The organism is Okeania sp. SIO2F4, from assembly GCF_010672385.1.
GTDB lineage: Bacteria > Cyanobacteriota > Cyanobacteriia > Cyanobacteriales > Microcoleaceae > Trichodesmium.
Genome location: NZ_JAAHGT010000103.1, coordinates 1 through 16,771 on the forward strand (window position 1 = coordinate 1; position 16,771 = coordinate 16,771).

At 34.6% G+C, this 16,771-nt stretch carries 12 protein-coding genes and 1 pseudogene; 2 read left to right on the top strand and 11 right to left on the bottom strand.

The window, feature by feature from the left end:
* Window positions 1-963, bottom strand: a pseudogene (locus tag F6K22_RS09300) (MFS transporter); the annotation flags it as partial.
* A 1,023-nt stretch (window positions 964-1,986) separates the two neighbouring features.
* The gene (gene infC / locus F6K22_RS09305; protein ID WP_293096231.1) at window positions 1,987-2,517 is read right to left on the bottom strand and encodes a translation initiation factor IF-3; all 531 of its coding nucleotides are present in this window, start codon (window positions 2,515-2,517) and stop codon (window positions 1,987-1,989) included.
* 943 nt (window positions 2,518-3,460) lie between these two features.
* Between infC and F6K22_RS09310 the strand changes: the two genes are divergently transcribed.
* On the top strand, window positions 3,461-4,393 hold the full coding sequence (locus F6K22_RS09310; RefSeq protein WP_293096234.1) for an alpha/beta fold hydrolase: 933 nt from the start codon (window positions 3,461-3,463) through the stop codon (window positions 4,391-4,393).
* A gap of 676 nt (window positions 4,394-5,069) precedes the next feature.
* Here F6K22_RS09310 and F6K22_RS09315 read toward each other — a convergent pair.
* The 9 genes from F6K22_RS09315 to F6K22_RS09355 all read right to left on the bottom strand — a co-directional run bounded on the left by F6K22_RS09315 (window position 5,070) and on the right by F6K22_RS09355 (window position 16,282).
* The gene (locus F6K22_RS09315; RefSeq protein WP_293096236.1) at window positions 5,070-5,411 is read right to left on the bottom strand and encodes a hypothetical protein; all 342 of its coding nucleotides are present in this window, start codon (window positions 5,409-5,411) and stop codon (window positions 5,070-5,072) included.
* A gap of 79 nt (window positions 5,412-5,490) precedes the next feature.
* Window positions 5,491-7,989: a helix-turn-helix domain-containing protein gene (locus F6K22_RS09320; RefSeq protein WP_293096238.1), complete on the bottom strand. Its 2,499-nt coding sequence runs from the start codon at window positions 7,987-7,989 to the stop codon at window positions 5,491-5,493.
* A 117-nt stretch (window positions 7,990-8,106) separates the two neighbouring features.
* On the bottom strand, window positions 8,107-8,355 hold the full coding sequence (locus tag F6K22_RS09325; RefSeq protein ID WP_293096241.1) for a hypothetical protein: 249 nt from the start codon (window positions 8,353-8,355) through the stop codon (window positions 8,107-8,109).
* 685 nt (window positions 8,356-9,040) lie between these two features.
* Window positions 9,041-9,442: a formylglycine-generating enzyme family protein gene (locus tag F6K22_RS09330; RefSeq protein WP_363273194.1), complete on the bottom strand. Its 402-nt coding sequence runs from the start codon at window positions 9,440-9,442 to the stop codon at window positions 9,041-9,043.
* A 50-nt stretch (window positions 9,443-9,492) separates the two neighbouring features.
* The gene (locus F6K22_RS09335; RefSeq protein ID WP_293096243.1) at window positions 9,493-12,558 is read right to left on the bottom strand and encodes a UPF0182 family protein; all 3,066 of its coding nucleotides are present in this window, start codon (window positions 12,556-12,558) and stop codon (window positions 9,493-9,495) included.
* A gap of 129 nt (window positions 12,559-12,687) precedes the next feature.
* Window positions 12,688-13,659 (bottom strand): PAS domain-containing protein, encoded by a 972-nt coding sequence (locus F6K22_RS09340; RefSeq protein ID WP_293096258.1) that lies wholly within the window; start codon window positions 13,657-13,659, stop codon window positions 12,688-12,690.
* Window positions 13,660-13,680: 21 nt separating this feature from the next.
* The gene (locus tag F6K22_RS09345; protein WP_293096246.1) at window positions 13,681-14,016 is read right to left on the bottom strand and encodes a PAS domain-containing protein; all 336 of its coding nucleotides are present in this window, start codon (window positions 14,014-14,016) and stop codon (window positions 13,681-13,683) included.
* A 205-nt stretch (window positions 14,017-14,221) separates the two neighbouring features.
* Window positions 14,222-14,353 (bottom strand): hypothetical protein, encoded by a 132-nt coding sequence (locus tag F6K22_RS09350; RefSeq protein WP_293096249.1) that lies wholly within the window; start codon window positions 14,351-14,353, stop codon window positions 14,222-14,224.
* Between the two features lie 276 nt (window positions 14,354-14,629).
* On the bottom strand, window positions 14,630-16,282 hold the full coding sequence (locus F6K22_RS09355) for a sensor histidine kinase (protein ID WP_293096252.1): 1,653 nt from the start codon (window positions 16,280-16,282) through the stop codon (window positions 14,630-14,632).
* A gap of 172 nt (window positions 16,283-16,454) precedes the next feature.
* Between F6K22_RS09355 and F6K22_RS09360 the strand changes: the two genes are divergently transcribed.
* Window positions 16,455-16,771, top strand: a 317-nt coding sequence (locus tag F6K22_RS09360) for a hypothetical protein (RefSeq protein ID WP_293096255.1), incomplete at its 3' end; no start/stop codon positions are given.

Genomic DNA, 16,771 nt, shown 5'->3' on the forward strand with positions numbered 1-16,771 from the left:
TCCAAAAACACCTATTCTTTCTACCAAACGACTAGAGGCAAACCATTGAGTTGCTACTTGACAACTACTCAAAATTCCCTCAAATAAGCCCAAGAAACTTGCTATTTTACTTGCTCCATCAACAGCCTGGTTTTGTAATTCTAGTTGATAAAAGAATTGAAAGTCTATTAATACATATAGCACTTCTGCCATTACAAAGAATATAATTAATGGCAGTATATAACCTTGTAGAGGTCCTTTTATTCTCCGAGTAGAAAATTCTTCTTCATCCTCTTCTGGTATCCAACGGCTAGAATCAGGAAAAGATTGTTTATATTTCTCTGATAAATATAATAGTATTCCTGAACCCAATACTACCATTAATCCTGAGACTATTGTGACGTTATTCAGCGGTACAAAGTATAGTATTAAAGGTAAAGAAAATCCACTAATTACTCCTGCTACTAAAAAACCGCTACTTATTATTGGATATGTCCGTTTAATTTCTCTAATATTAAATAACTGATTAGCTGTGATTGAAGTATTCAAATCGTTAAGCAAGTAACAAGCTTCTACCCACAACCACATCATAAAAGTAGTAAGAAAAGCTAAACTTAGACCAGCTATCGTGATATTTTCAATGCCAATCCCAAACCTAAATAAGAATAAAGGAACTGCCATTAGTAATAGAATTACCACTATTACTCGGCGCAGGGGCATGATTTTCTGTAGCCAGGAATAGATAAAGCCTAAACCTGAACCTATGCCAGCACTAGCAATATATATCCAAGGTAGTTTGTCAGCACCATATTGGTCTAAGAATAGACTAACTGTACTCAGTTCTAACCAAATTAATCCTACAGAAGTAAGAGTGTATACCACAAACATTAGTAAGGTTCGCTCTACTTCTTCATAACGGAGATTGAGGGAGATTAGCAGTTTATTTCCTAATCCTGTATAACTTTTTAAACTTCTCAGTTCCATGTAGTTTACTGAATAACTAAAGTGTATAGTTAGTAAACTAGTGCCACTATGGGGAAGTCAAAAGTCCAAAGTTAAAAATCAAAAGTATTGATTGGTAAGGCTTTTGGGGTTTTGTAACTGTTCAGTTGTTTCCGCCATCATGCACTAGAATTTGTTCTGGCCTAATCAACCTCCTTCTCGATCCCCTCATTTAAGCTCAAACCATTAACCTGTCTCAAATACAGAAAACTATATTTCAATTCTTAGCAAGTCATACCACTAATTCTGATAGCCTTGTCAAAAGAGCAAAAGTCATCTTCACAGCTACCTCCGGAAGCAATAATAGAACAATTGGTGAACAATTACAACTGCATCCAAGGCAAGTGAGGCTGTGACTAAAAAGGGGCTTAGATACTTCTGAGGAACTGGCAAGTGCTGAAACTCAAGAGGTTAATTACAAAAAATTCAAGAAGATTATAGAAAATATCCTCAATTAGACTCTGCACCTAGTAACAACCAAATTCTTTCCACTGGAAAGTTTAATTTCTCTATTTTGGCCAGGAGTTTACTCTCTTACATACTAAATTTTATCTTCCACCTCAGACCTCAAGCAGAAGATTATGAATTTTATTGACTATATTTTGGCCAGGAGTTTACTCTCTTACATACTACATTTTATTTTCCACCTCAGACCTCAAGCAGAAGATTATGAATTTTATTGACTATTTCAACGGTACTCTTGCCAAGCCTTTTGTCTGGAAGTTTTAGGGGTTTTCAAAGTATGATTAAGTAGATTAATATGCCACGCTTATACTGGCTCAATCATCATGCTAAATGATGATGATCATATTTAGTTTGGCTGGGGAACATTTGTTTTTTATAGCGATCAAATGGATGAGTATTCTATCTCAATAACAGGGCATAGATCCGAATGCTCAATTATTTTTACTATCCTGCACTAGCTTTAACTTACTAAAAAATTAGTATTCTATTATACTATATTAATAGTATAGTTAGAATTGTAAATACTTTGAGTATCCAACTTTACTTTTTAGGGGAGAACAACATCATCATACTGCGTCCCTCCCTCTTAGGAGCCTGTTGAACCTCAGCTAAATCTTTTAAATCTTTTGCCATCCGTTGCAATAATTCTTCTGCAAGGTTACTATGTTGTATCTCCCTGCCTCGGAACATAATAGTAGCCTTCACTTTATCACCAGATTCAAGAAAGCGCTTTGCATGAGATAAGCGAACATTGTAGTCATGCTCTTCAATTTTATAGCGCATCTTAACTTCCTTGACTTCTGCGTTATGCTGCTTCTTTTTCGCTTCCTGTGCTCTCTTTTTCTGTTCAAACAGGTATTTACCATGGTCCATTATTTTACAAACCGGTGGATCGGCTGTATCACTTATGAGAACCAGATCAAGCTCCTTTTCTTCGGCCATACGCAACGCTTCTTTTGTATCCATAATTCCTAATTGCTTGCCATCTGGATCGATAGCTCTGACTTTAGGAACTCGAATACTTTCATTAATTTGAGGCTGATTACGATTATTTCTTTTTTCGATTGGCATTAATTAGGATTATTAAAACGATTGTTCACAGGGACATCCGTACCAAATGAGGCTACGGTATTTAGTTATTGAGACTTTCACAGTTCTACTGAACTTACCCAAATTTACCAAAACTAGAGTTTGAGTTTTGGAGGCTAGCTTCCTGCTTAACGGAGAACAAGTGACCTAAGTCTGTGACTTAATTCTCTACCCAGGATTAAATTTAGTGGAAACTCCACCTACTATGGCCTTTGATTGTTTTGAAAACTTTGCTACTCTATTAGACTATTTTCGGGACATATTAAGGTTAAGGTTATTGACATCCTCCCGACGCTCTCCTACGGGAGAACGCGGGTCTCTAACCAAAGTTGAGATTAAATCAATTAACCACCCTTTAAGAGTCAATCTACTATAGAAGAGTTTTGTACAGGATTTCAAGCCTTAAATGGAATTAAATTAAATTAGCTTCGTTTTTTCTTTAAACTATTGTAGCAAACTTTTAAAATTTTTCAAGGTTTATATTGTCCGTAAATGTAAATTTATAGATATGTCAAACTTTGTCAAATTATTTTGCTTCAGTCATTAGCCCTTACACCCGAAGTGAGTGATATCATACTTGAAAAAAGAATGTTACAAATAACGAGCTAGTATGCTTGAAAACCTAATTTCCGAATTTCCTATCCTGGCAATATGAAGATTTTTGAACTACTTAAAACCTAGCACTTAACTAAAAATTTATTTGTAGCAAGTATTGATCGCGCCTGGTACAATATGATATTATTGCCTATATTCCTCCCAACAAGACTAGACTTATTGAAATGTTGGCTTTTATACCCACATTCTTCGTCAATAGGTATAATTTTAATTTGGAAGCAATAGACCCTTAACTATCTTGGACCCATGGAGTTTCATACCTAAAATCAGCAACGCCACAAATCTTAATATTTAGAAATATAAATGTATAGTGAGTCAAACTACTAGGGACTGGCAACAAAAAATAGGTAATCAACGAGACTGGGTATGGCGAGGATGGCAAACTCGCTACACTTATTCTCGATGCCAAAATAATCAGGAAACTTTGGCAGGCCATAAATCAAGAAACCCCCCTCTACTACTTTTACATGGTTTTGGAGCATCAATAGGCCATTGGCGACACAATATCAATGTCTTAACTCAAAAACATACAGTCTATGCCTTAGATTTATTGGGTTTTGGTGCTTCGGAAAAAGCGATCGCTAACTACGATAGTAGCTTTTGGGTAGAACAAGTATACGAATTTTGGCAGACTTTTATTCAAGTACCAGTAATATTAGTGGGTAACTCGACTGGTTCATTAATTTCTCTAGTTGCTAGTGCTACCTATCCAGATATGGTTGCAGGGCTGATAATGATTAATCTACCCGATCCGGCGGCTCAAGCAGAATTAATTCCACCTAAGTTTTTACCCACTGTTGAGTTGATTCAAAATATTGTTGCTTCTCCATTGTTATTAAGAGCTTTATTTTTTCTTCTTCGCAGACCTGCAATAATTCGTCGTTGGGTTACACTTGCTTATAGTAATCCCGATAGAATCACAGAAGAATTGGTGGACATATTAGCAGGACCCCCCACCGATCGGGGTGCTACCCGTGCTTTTTGTATTTTATATAAGATTATGGGTAGTACAAAGTTAGGGCCTAGTGTAAAAGCTGTACTTCCTACTCTGGAAGTTCCTATCTTATTAATTTGGGGCAAGCAAGATTTATTAATTCCTCCCAAGTTTGCTAATCCCAGTCAGTTTACTCAACTTAATCCTTGTTTGAAGTTGATAGAGTTAGATAATGCTGGTCATTGTGCCCATGATGAATGTCCTGAAGTTGTTAATCGTCTAATTCTTGATTGGATTGCTAATAATTGAACTCAGAAGTTAAAAAGTCTTTTTGAGGTCATAAGGGCTTTGTTGCACAAATAAAGAGAAATTAGTATAAAAATATCAGTGAGTGGCATAAGAAACCAAAACCCTGAGCCACAGATGAGTAACTCCCAACCCAAGTCTAAGTCTTCCTATAGAGTAAGTAATTGGTCGTATGGATGATGCTTCTTTAGAAACAAACTGAGGAAGTAATAGAGCAGTGGATCAATCAAGAACAAACTGGATTTAGGGGGTCTAAATATTAATCTTTAATTTAGATAAACTCAATCCTTAAAATATTAAAATATATTTTCTATTTGAGTTGAATAAAAAGTTATGTGTAAATAAATAAAAGATAAAACAATTACATATTACTATAATTTTATTTCTAATGCCAGAGCAAAATTCTTTCGTCACGTTTTTTTGTAGCTCCACAAAATGCAGATTCTCTAATCCTTGCATCTGTGGCAAAATCCTTGTCTGTCACTAATTTTATTTTTAGGTGCTTTACAGAATGTTTTTTCTACATCTGAGCGATCGCTTCGATATCTCTGCTGCTACTGATTTTTCCAGGTCTGCACAGGATGTTTTTTCTAGATCTGAGCGATATAGCTGCCGCACTTGCTCCGCCTTTCATGCGACAGCCAAAACGCGACAGCGGAACAGAGTTCTATCGCTTCTACTAGGTCATATAATCATCGGTGCTTCTGTGGCAAAATCCTTGCCTCTTAGTTGAATAAAAAGTCATGTATAGGTACGAGCGACTCCCATTAATTAAATCATACCATGATTTTTTTGTGGATGCAAGAGCAAAATCCTTTTGTCGCCGTTTTTTGGGAGCTACACAAAATGCAGATTTTCTAATCCTTGCATCTGTGGCAAAATCCTTGTCTGTCGCTAATTTTCTTCTAGGGTCCTTCACAGGAGAATTTTTTCTATAAAGGAAGTTCACAAAATTTGGCGTTGCTGAATCAAGGGATGAATCTTTTTGGAACAGGTAAATCTTATCTTTAAAATACTTCATACTTATTTTTTATCCAAGGCTACAATTCATCCCACACTCTATGCAACGCCCAAAATTTTATATTTTAACAACCATAACTTTAGTCAGTGCAACACTCAAATGCAAATATAAAAGATACTAAAGGGTCAGAATTCAATTCAGAATCTGCAAACCCAACAAAACTTAAACTATTCATCCTTAGACTAACAGGACATTCAACTTCATAAAAAGTAGGAGCTAAAAATTCACAAATATGAGTTGCTGATGAATCTAAGTCACCAAAAGATTGAATAAAGTTCTCCGCTGACCAAGTATGCAAACATTTACCAGTGGAAATATCCCAGAGCTTAATAGTTTCATCTTCGCTTTTACTAATAATAGTTTGACTATTTTGGCTCCAAATTAAAGAATAAATTCGAGCTGTATGTTCATTAAAAATTTGCAGACATTTACCTGTATTAATATCCCATAATCTTACTGTTAAATCGTCACTTCCAGTTGCTAAAAAATTTCCATCTGGACTCCAAACAATAGAATGTATTTCTTGAGTATGACCCTTAAAAACTATGTGTGGATGTGGTTGGGAATTTACCATTGGCAAAAGACGAACATTTCCCCATAGATCGGCGATCGCTAAAAACTGTTTATTAGGACTAGAAGCTATGACGGAAATATTGTCTAATGTTGGTATTTGCATTTTCTCTAACAACATTGGATTATGTAAAATATTTCCATCTTGTTGTTGCTTTTGTGATTCTTGGTAATTCTGATCGGATAAATCTACAAAATTAGTAGGACAAATACAGGAGTTATTATCTACCAACTGTGACTGATTATTTTCATGGCATTTGTGTTGATTAATTTGACTTGCAGGGCAAATTTTCCCAGGAACTATTGCACAAAAATCTGAGTTTTTGTGGTTAGTTTTATTTAATACTTCAATAGCTTTTTGAGAAGAGATATGAGCAGATTGACGACATTCTATTTTGTGAGAATAAAGATCGCCCACCATTAAGTCAATCTCTAGTTTCATACACAAATTAATTAGATTTTCTATAGCGTAACTACATAATAAATTTTCGTTAGCTTGTAATTTATTTAAAATTAATAATAATTGTTTTTCTAGAGCTTGAGTAGAACTAAATATTTTACTTATTTGTCTCGCAATAGGTTCGATAATTAGCTGATTTTGTCGTTCTTTAATCGAGCGTTTACCAGTGGTTAGGATTAAGGAATGAGTAATAAATAAGTTTAAGTTAGTAGTAGTTAATTCAGTAACAATCTCTTCAATTAAGTAGTTAAGAATGTACTCCATTATTAGAGGTTCAAGTGTGTACATACTTAATTTTTTCTTGACTATAGAGCGCCAGATGAGAGCTTCTAAACTTTCTAGTAGATTAACTTTGGAAACTGCTGGCAGAATATCGGTTTCTAATTTTTTTACGTTAGTCCAGTCTTGGTTAACTGCTAACCAAACGATGATTTTTTTTTCTAGTTCTGAGAGACGATGAAAGTGTTGGTTGAGGAGTCGGCGAATACCATTGAATGTGGCAGTATTATGTTGGAGAAATTCTGTTAGGTCTCCATCGAATAAGTCTTTGATGGAGGTGATGACTATTTTTAATGCTAGGGGACTATAGCTGTAATATTCACTTAGTTGTTGTTTTTGTGCTTCTGAACCTGATATTTCTTTAGTTTTTAGTAAGGCTTTGGCTATTTCTTTTGAACCAAATAGTTGTAGAGATCGTACTGCTGTATCTATACTTTCAAAGGCTGCTATTTCTGGGGGTTTTTCTCGACTGGTGAGAATGAGGCAGCTAGAGTGAGATGTTTGACTAATCAACTGAAATAGTTGGCTATAGTTTTCGTAGCCAGAACGATAATGACCTGTACATCCAGGTTTTAAAATAGTTTCGACACTATCTAAAATTATCAGACAGCGTGAGTTCCGTAAGTATTCAATAAGTTTGCTTAGTTCTCCTTGAGTACATTCTTGGTGAGAGAAAAATGAAATAAGTTCCCTCAGCATTGTTTCTAGTGGAGGAGAGTGGCGGAGCGATCGCCAAATTATATAGTCAAATTCACTCTGTAGTTGTTGGGCGACTTTCGCTGCTAATGCTGTTTTACCAATGCCACCCATACCAAGTAGGGCGATCGAGCGACAACGATCTGCGATAATATATTGTTGGAGTTGGTTTAGTTCTTGAGACCGTCCGTAAAAGACGGAAACATCTATGGCTTCTCCCCAGTCAATTGCTTTTGGTTTAGACAGTGTTTTTTTTGTTTCTGTGGAAGGCTGGAATATTTGCTGTTGAATATTTTCGGTTTTGGCAAGACATAATTTCTGAGTGTCAAATTTTTGTCTCAGCAGAGGGCGAAAATTTTTCTTGGTTACTTTTTCATTCAAGAGACTAGAAAGACTTTGCCATAAGTTGGCAGCTACTCCTTTTATGTAGTCTGGATCGTAGCCTGCTTGCTCGGCAATTTCACAATATCCTTTACCTTCCCATGCTTGAGAAAATACCATTTTTTTCACAGCGTTCAAGGAGCCTGGAGGTAGAACTGTCTCCAGAACTTCCAATGCTTCTTCGACTTTCATTTTTACTTAATATTTTGATATATTTTTGATTCTATCTAAATTGATGTAATTTTACTGTTACTTCGGCGACACCTTAATATCTTATCTACAAATATATATTTTGAGTTGAATAAATAGTCATGTATAGGTGCTAACAAACCCCAATGCTATAATTTTACCATGAATTTTTTTCCGATGCAATAGGTAAATCTTTTCAGCGCCGATTTTTTTTTGTAGCTCCACAAAATGCAGATTCTCGGCTCTGACTTTTTCTTTTGAGTGCTTCATAAAATAATTGTTTCTCAGAATTTGAGCGATCGCTTCTCTATTTCTCCTGCCACTAACTTTTTCTTTTTCATTAAAATTATTAGTTGAATAAATAGTCATGTGTAGGTACGAACGACTCCTAATGATTAAATAGTACCATGATTTTTTTGCCGATGCAAGGGGAAAATCCTTTCCGCGCCGATTTTTTTTTCGGAAGCTACACAAAATGCAGATTCTCTCATCGGTTCATCTGTGGCAAAATTTGACTATTCATCTCCTATGGCGGAGTGCTTCAGGAAATGTATTGACTGTTGCGTATAGAGCAATAGTAGAAAAATTCCACTATTCATCTCCTATGGCTGGGTGCTTCAGAAAATGTATTAACTGTTGCGTATAGAGCAAAATGGTGGTCTTGACTTAGGCAACGTAGTCAGTTAAGACTTAATCTGCAACCTTTGAGAGACAATTCCTAAAAATGTCTAGGATTGGCTAGGTTTTTCAAAGGTGGTCTGGCGATGTTTTTTGTTGAATAAATAGTCATGCGTAGGTACAAAAGACTCATAATTATTAAATCGTACCATGATTTTTTTGCGGATGCAAGAGGTAAATCTTTTCCGCGCCGCTTTTTTTTGGTAGCTACACAAAATGCAGGTTCTCTACTATGACTTTTTCTTCTGTGGGTGCTTCATAAAATGTTTTTTTCTCTGAATTTGATCGATAAACTGATAACTGAAAAAACTTCTCCCCTCTTCGCGGGAGGGAAAGAAAAAAGAAAAAGAGAGAAAAGGGGAAAAGAGGAAGAATCCTAGGAACGTGAAGAAATTACCGGGGAAGACGAGATAATCCGAAAACCCCTACCGTTGCTGAGGCTGTCGGCATACTTAAAGAAACGCCTGGCACTCCGGCAATTCCTAGAATAGTTATTCCAGCAACCGCCACGGAGCAGTCTATACTTAGTATTTCCTCCAGTTTCCCAAGCACTTCCATCAGTAGGCGCACCCTCATAGCTATCATGCCAAACATCCTGACACCATTCGTAGACATTGCCGTGCATATCGTATAAACCAAAACTATTGGGTGGAAAAATTCCCAGATATGTTGTTTCTGTTTGATATATTCCTTTCGGTGCATTAGCGTAAGGAAAATTTCCATCATAGTTAACTAACTCAGACGTTAGGGAACAAGGGAGGGAGCAAGATGCTCCCACTACCTAACTTTTTCCTTCTTCATTCCCCCCTACTCCCTACTCCCTACTCTCTACTCCCTATTTTCCTGAAAAACTTCTCGAAGTGCTTCATCAAGAGTTGCCTTCATCACAATTCTGTTTTCATAAGAAACAATTACTCTTGTTAAAGTTGGCAAACTATTTTGCTCTGCTTCTAAATAAATAGGTTCAACGTAAAGCAGGGATTTATTAATAGGAATTACTAATAAATTTCCTTGAATTGCTTTTGAACCTTCACGATTCCAAAGAGAAATCTGCTGTGATATTTCTGGGTCTTGATTAATTAAAGCTTCAATTTGTTCAGGACCATATATTAATCGTTCTTTAGGGAATTGATATAACAGTAATTTACCATAATTTTCCTCATCCGATCTAGCTGCCAACCAAGCAATTAAATTATTACGACTTGCTGGAGTATAAGGTAGAAGTAAAATAAATTCTTCTAAAGTTTCTTCTGGTAATTTTGTGATTAGATAATAAGGTTCAACTTTTTGTTGTTGACTACCATAAATTTCAATGGGCACCCGCCATAAGTCTTCCCGATTATAAAATACACGGGGGTCATCCATGTGATAAGTTGCCAATACTTCAGATTGTACTTGAAATAAATCTAGTGGATAGCGGATATGAGTACGAAGACTGGTTGGCATTTCTTCTGTGGGATTAAACATATCTGGAAATACTTTTTTCCAGGTTCTAATAATAGGGTCTTTTGGGTCAGCAACATAGAATTTGACTGAGCCATTGTAAGCATCAATTACAACTTTTACTGAATTACGAATATAATTAAATTCATTATTTTCTGGGTCTGAATAAGGATAGTGATTAGTCGTAGTATAAGCATCAATAATCCAGTAGAGATAATTAGGATTTCTTTGAGTAATATTTTGCTGGCCAAAGTTAGGATTAGCTACTACTAAATAAGGGTCATAATCGTAACGTAAAAATGGAGCTATCGCTCGGACTCTAGCATTAATATTACGACGATATAAGAGTTTTGTTTCAGGTGTAAATTTATTAGTTAATAACATTCTCCAGTTTTTCAAATATTTAGCAAATATCCATCTTTGCCACCCTTTACCAATAACAATACCCCCGGTTCCATCATAAGTATTATAGGAATTTGCTTCTCCACTAGGATAATCTAATTCTCTATCTTTTTCTGCGGTGGAAGTAATGACATTAGTATTAGTAAGTTCTCCATAATAAATTCTCGGTTTACCGATAGGAATGCTGTATCTAATTCTGTCTAATACTTCTAAAGTGCTATTCTTTTCAAGTGTTGGATCTGGTCCGATATTTTTAACAAAATATTCTGGCAATCCACTATTTTCAACTTGATTAACTGGAGAAATAGTAAAACCATAACCATGAGTATAGACTAAATGTTTGTTCACCCAAGTCTGTGCTGGTTCAGGTACAGATTCATAGTTTAGTTCTCTAGCAGTTATAATTACTTGTTGTTTTTCAGTAGGATTATCTTTTGTTCTTTGTGACTCTTGTTTCAGAAATGTGTAACGGTCTATATCGGCATTTAGAAATTCATAGTAAGGTCGAATTTGTTGTAATTGCCGATTCGTTTGTAAAATTGGTCTTGTATCCCAAAGGCGAATATTATCAATAATTAATTTATTATTGATTAAGTCAGTATAAGTAAGTTTATTGTCTGGGTCAAAAAGTTTTACTTCTAATTTATCTACGTCAACATAAGCTTCTTTTGTAAATTTAATACTACGTTTAATATAAGGAATTTCTCGTTCTATCTCATTAGGTTGTACGATTGCTATTTGTACAATTTCTGGTATAAGCCAACTAGCTACTACTGCGATTGTTAAATACCATGTCAAGATAGCTCTTAATGAATAGCTATTAGCAAATAATTTTGCGCTAACTTTTGTCTTTCTTTTCCTCTTACGACCTAAACGCATAAACCACAGACTTGCTTCAATATAAGGCTGAATAGTTTTGACTGAAAAAATTGCTTGCGAAAATAGAAAAAATGCAATTAATAATGCCAAAACTGCCAAAAATACATACACAGGAAACTGAACTTTGACATCGGTATAACTAGCACCATAAATTACACCGCGTTGAGAATAAAGTAATTCAAAACAAGCGAGAAAGTAACTAAATGCTACGGTTAATATAAAACCTCCACCTAAAGCATGAAGATGTCGTTGTTGTTCTTGAGAAAATTGATAAAAATTGCCTTTGCTTAAACTTTGACCTGACAATAAATATATGACTGTGCAAGCAGCTAGTCCATATAAAAATAATCCAATTAACCAAAATTTTAATAGTTGCAAAATGGGAAGTTGAAAAACATAAAAGCTAATATCTATCTGAAATAAATCTTCACTTTTATTAAAGGGAGTCGTATTTAATACCTGTAATATATTTCCCCAATGACTGGAAAGAATAAAGCTAAAAACCAAACTGAGCAATATTGCAAATACACTTAACCAGAATATAGGATTAATAATCACAGCAAGAAATAACAGAATAAATAATCCTAATAACCACCAGTTAGATGGTATTGAGATGAGTATTTTCCAAATTGATTCTATGCTAAATTCTGATGGAATTTGTGGGGATACCTTAGCAACTGTGAAATCAGGATGCCAGTAATTTGTAAAGACCTCAATATAATGAGTTAAAATTAATCCTACTAATAGAATTAATCCTAATATAAAACATAATAACCAACCTAACCCTAGTGAAGGTTCAATACGCAATTTACTTGACGGCATAGTAACTGGAGGAATTAGCATCATTTCTTCAGATACTTGAGTTATCTGAACTTGTTTTTTTGAATATTTAAATATACTGGCTAATCTGAGATTTGCTAAAAAAAAGCCTGTTGTAATTAAAAAAGTAATTATCCAAATTAAAGTTTCTGTTTGCAATTTAGTTATTAAGACAGGCAAATAATTCAGTTCTTCAAACCATAAAAATTCAGCCAATATGTTGGTTGATAAGTCAAATACTACCCACAATCCAAATAAGCTGATAAATATTGTTAATATATGTATTGATTTAAGTTTTCCTAATGATTTGAAAAACCTAAGTTTTAGTTTATAAAAAATATTGATTTTCATAATTTATAATTGTTGTGAAATATGACTAATTTATTGAATTATTTAGGATTACTATAGTCCCTACTATTTGCACTAAATTCAAGCACAATTAATTACATCTTAATACCAGATTCAAAAAAGGAGATTATATTAACAAATAATTATATCACCAACATAGATTGACTCTGTTACCAAATTAATATCATCAGGATGGATACGACTTTTCCAATCATCTAGGTGATGAAAAATATCAGTTTCTGTATAACCTAAAATTTCTTGGCAACGGGCTGAATAAAAGCATTCATTAGTTTGAAGATTACAATCCCATATTCCATCATTATTACCACGCAATGCCAATTGCCAACGTTCTTCACTTTTTTTCAAATCCAATTCTATTTGTTTACGTTGACTAATATTTTCAATCAAGCCAATTAAGTATTTTTTTTCTTCATAAATTTTGATTAAAGATACAGTTAAAGATGACCAAATAAATCTACCGTTTTGGTGAATTAAACGGTTTTCAGTTGCAAAATTTAGTATTTTGCCAGCAATAATAGATTGTAAATTAATATCATAAGCTTGCCGTTGCTCAAGCTCAATAATATCGACAAAATTAAAATTTGATAAGTCAGCATCACTATAACCTAAAATATCTGTAAATGCTTGGTTAATGCGGAAAATTTTTCCTGATAAAGTAGCCAAAAATATTCCTAGTACAGATTGTTCAAAAATAGCACGAAATCTTTCTTCACTATCTCTCAATGCTGCTTCAGCTATTACATAGGGAGTAATGTCTTGTAAAATGACTTGATACAATTTTTCATCTCGATCTAACTGAATAATTTTATAGATAATATTCACCCAAACCCAATTCCCATCTTTTCTCAAAGCCAAAATATTTGGGATGAATTTTTTACCTTTTTTTGCTGTTTCAAGTATTTCTGTTATTAATTTTTGCTGTGCTTCTGGTGGATGAATTTGGTTAGTGTGCATTTGCACAAGCTCTTCTCTCTGATAACCCAATATTTCTGTAGCTTTATAATTAGCTTCTATAATCTTACCCTGTAAATTTGCAATTAAAATTGCTTCACCAGCATCTTGCATTAATGCACGGTACTTTATCTCTGAATTTTGTAATTTTTTTTAAACTTTTTTCCATTTTGTTATATCCACATAAGCTGTGAAAATTCTATCAATGAAACTTGATACAGGAGTAGATGTTACACTCAGCCAAATAACTTCTTGGCAATCTTTTGTTACTCCCATTTCTAAATTTTCAACACTGCGTTTTTCTCTGGAGGCAACAATCCAAGGATACTCATTTTTTGGCATATCTGTGCCATTATTTCTAATAATTTTCCAGTTTAATTTTGTAGCTTTGAGTAACTCAATTTCCCGATCTAGCCAGCCAAAAATCTGCTTTGCTTTTTGATTAATTTCAACAATATTACCTAAACTATCTGTAATAAAAAATCCCATAAGTAAAATATTTAATATATTTTAATTTTGTGCCCAAAGCTGATTAATATTTAATTTTATGGTAGTCAAATATTCTACATTAGGTTGCCAATTCAGCACAGAGCAGGGAACAGATAAAGAAAAGTATATGAAAAAATCTAAAAGAAGATGTGAAATTTACAATATCTACATCATCTGTACTTATTATGACTTATGATCATTTGCTCTATAAGTGCTTTTGAGACTTTCTATAGAAATGAATATTTTCAACAGTATTGCCATTACTATCAGCCAAAAAATATTTAATTCCTGCATCTAGAGTAATTGCTCTTCCTCTTAGTTTTGTACAGATTACCAAAACACTTATGACATAAAAATTACCGAATAATTAATAATTATTAATTATTAATTAAATAATTCAGCTTACTCTGCCTCCCCCAATAGGGGAAAAAAGTGCTAGAATATTTCCTTATATTCAATTCCGTTGCGGTTTTAACCAGAGGTAATTATCTATTATCAATAAATCATCTTTTTACATTTATTAACACAGAACTTTTGATTTATCTCCTACTACTTATCAATAGTAATTATGCAAATGGAGCTGAGATTAATTAATACTAACATTTAAAAAAAGCTATTTTTTTAGTTGAAACTTAACTGTAAATACACTCCCTTGATCTAACTTTGAATAAACCTGAATATTTCCTCCCATTCCTTCTACTAAAGTTTGCACAATAGACAAACCTAAACCAGCTCCATTACCAGAACGATTTCTAGCTTCATCACCTCGATAAAAACGTTCAAAAATCTTAGCTTGTTGCGACAAAGGAATACCTTTACCTTCGTCACAAACCTGAATTATTGCTTCACCACCTTTTTGATACACATTTAAGATAACAGGAGAATCTGGCTCAGAATATTTAACAGCATTGTCAATTAAATTCAGTAAAACCTGCTTAAGACGATTAGGATCTACTATTACTTCAATTAACGATAAATTTCTAGATTGAACAACATAGCTTTGCTTAACTTGAGGAATACTTTTTGATTTTAAACTTAACCCACTACCCAGATAATTATCATCTAAATTAATCTCTGACGATAATTTATTAGAGTTGTCAAAATCAAAACAAACTAAATTATTTGTTCCTGTCAAAACTTCATTTTTACTGAAACTAGATACTTTTTCTTGATTAACAATATTACCCCCATTCTCCAATCTCAGAATAATTTCTCGATCGCTACACTGCTTTGCCATTTCCACTACTTCCGCCACCAAATCATTCAGCAGCACCGATTCCAAATGAAAGTGAATTTGGCCACTATCCGCTCTAGCTAACTCCAGCAAATCTTTCAATAACTCAATCGTGCGTTGTGCTTCTCCAGAAGCAACCAAAATTGCCTCCTTCTGAGTCTCTGTCAAATTATTACCCCGTCTAAGAATACTTTGGAGATACCCAGAAACAATAGTTAAAGGAGTTCTTAACTCATGAGAAACATTACTCACAAATTGCCTTTGCTGCTCCCAAGAATCAGACAACCGACCTAACATAGTATCCAAAGTTTTTGCCAACTGCTTTACTTCACTAGGAGCTTGTTCCAAAGAAACCCTTGCTTCAGCCAAACGATCGGCATTAACATTATCAGCAAATCGACTAATCTGACATAGAGGTATGAGGGAACGTTGAATATAAATAGTAATAGCAACCGTCACTACCACGATTGCCAAGATACTAGCCACACTCAGACTCATCACCATGGTCACTAACATCTTTTGATCGCGGGTAATGTCCAAAGCAATATAAAGTTTACCAATACTCATCCCATTAACTGTTATAGGGCCACCACACAAAACAAAATAGCGTCCATTAATCGGATATACTAAAGATTCGAGTGGCATCTCAGTTAGAGACTTTAAAATAAAGTGGTCAATATCATTCCGCAAACTTTGTGATTCAGCCAAAATATTTCCATCCTGACTTTTTACCCAAAGAAATACATTGGCCAGTGTTAAATTATCAATGGCTTTCTGTAAACTTTTTTTCGGATACCACATTTTGCTATACATTTCAACATCTTTGGGAAAACGTTTAGCTATTTGCTCAATGTTATGCTTATGACTGACTACCAATAATTGCTGCATCTTCCAACTTGTCCACAAAGCCACACTGCCTAGTCCTAATACTGAAAATACTGCAATACCTACTGTGAGACGTGTTTGTAAAGATGATGAATCATTAAATTGTCCGAATTTTAATTTTTTTGGCCATTTCAAGAGAAACTTCATTTGACTCTTTAATTGCTACGAAATACTCGAATTATAATTGTTATTAACTTAGCTATTGATCCTGAGAAAACCCTGATAATTATTTAGAGATGTTTATACCTTCTGTTGTTCTAAATTGCTAGGCTGTAATTAGGAAACTATTTGATGCAAGGAAAAATTTCTACAGACAATTATGGCTGGGGTGATAGCTGTCAGAAAAAAGCAAATTCCTAATCCACAATTTTTATGCTCCAACAAGAGTAATAAAAATGGGTGGCTTGCGGCGACTGTCAGCATCGACAATGTCGAGCTGCCGGATGGCGAGTTTGCTGCGACCCTGACCGCGTCATCACCCATCAGCGTCGCAGCTGCCGAACTGTCCAAAGCCATTCCAAGCGGAACGCGTGCCGATCAAGGCGTGCGCTTCACCGCCGACGGCTCCGGCATTTCGGACATGCAGCTCACCGTTTCTGGTCCTGATAGTTACAGTGTGACGCGCGATTATCAGAT

Bases quoted from the DNA above. Each gene is read 5' to 3' on its own strand.
- infC (WP_293096231.1), bottom strand. From the start codon at position 2,517: ATGCCAATCGAAAAAAGAAATAATCGTAATCAGCCTCAAATTAATGAA.
- F6K22_RS09315 (WP_293096236.1), bottom strand. From the start codon at position 5,411: ATGAAGTATTTTAAAGATAAGATTTACCTGTTCCAAAAAGATTCATCC.
- F6K22_RS09320 (WP_293096238.1), bottom strand. From the start codon at position 7,989: ATGAAAGTCGAAGAAGCATTGGAAGTTCTGGAGACAGTTCTACCTCCA.
- F6K22_RS09325 (WP_293096241.1), bottom strand. From the start codon at position 8,355: ATGACTATTTATTCAACTAATAATTTTAATGAAAAAGAAAAAGTTAGT.
- F6K22_RS09335 (WP_293096243.1), bottom strand. From the start codon at position 12,558: ATGAAAATCAATATTTTTTATAAACTAAAACTTAGGTTTTTCAAATCA.
- F6K22_RS09345 (WP_293096246.1), bottom strand. From the start codon at position 14,016: ATGGGATTTTTTATTACAGATAGTTTAGGTAATATTGTTGAAATTAAT.
- F6K22_RS09355 (WP_293096252.1), bottom strand. From the start codon at position 16,282: ATGAAGTTTCTCTTGAAATGGCCAAAAAAATTAAAATTCGGACAATTT.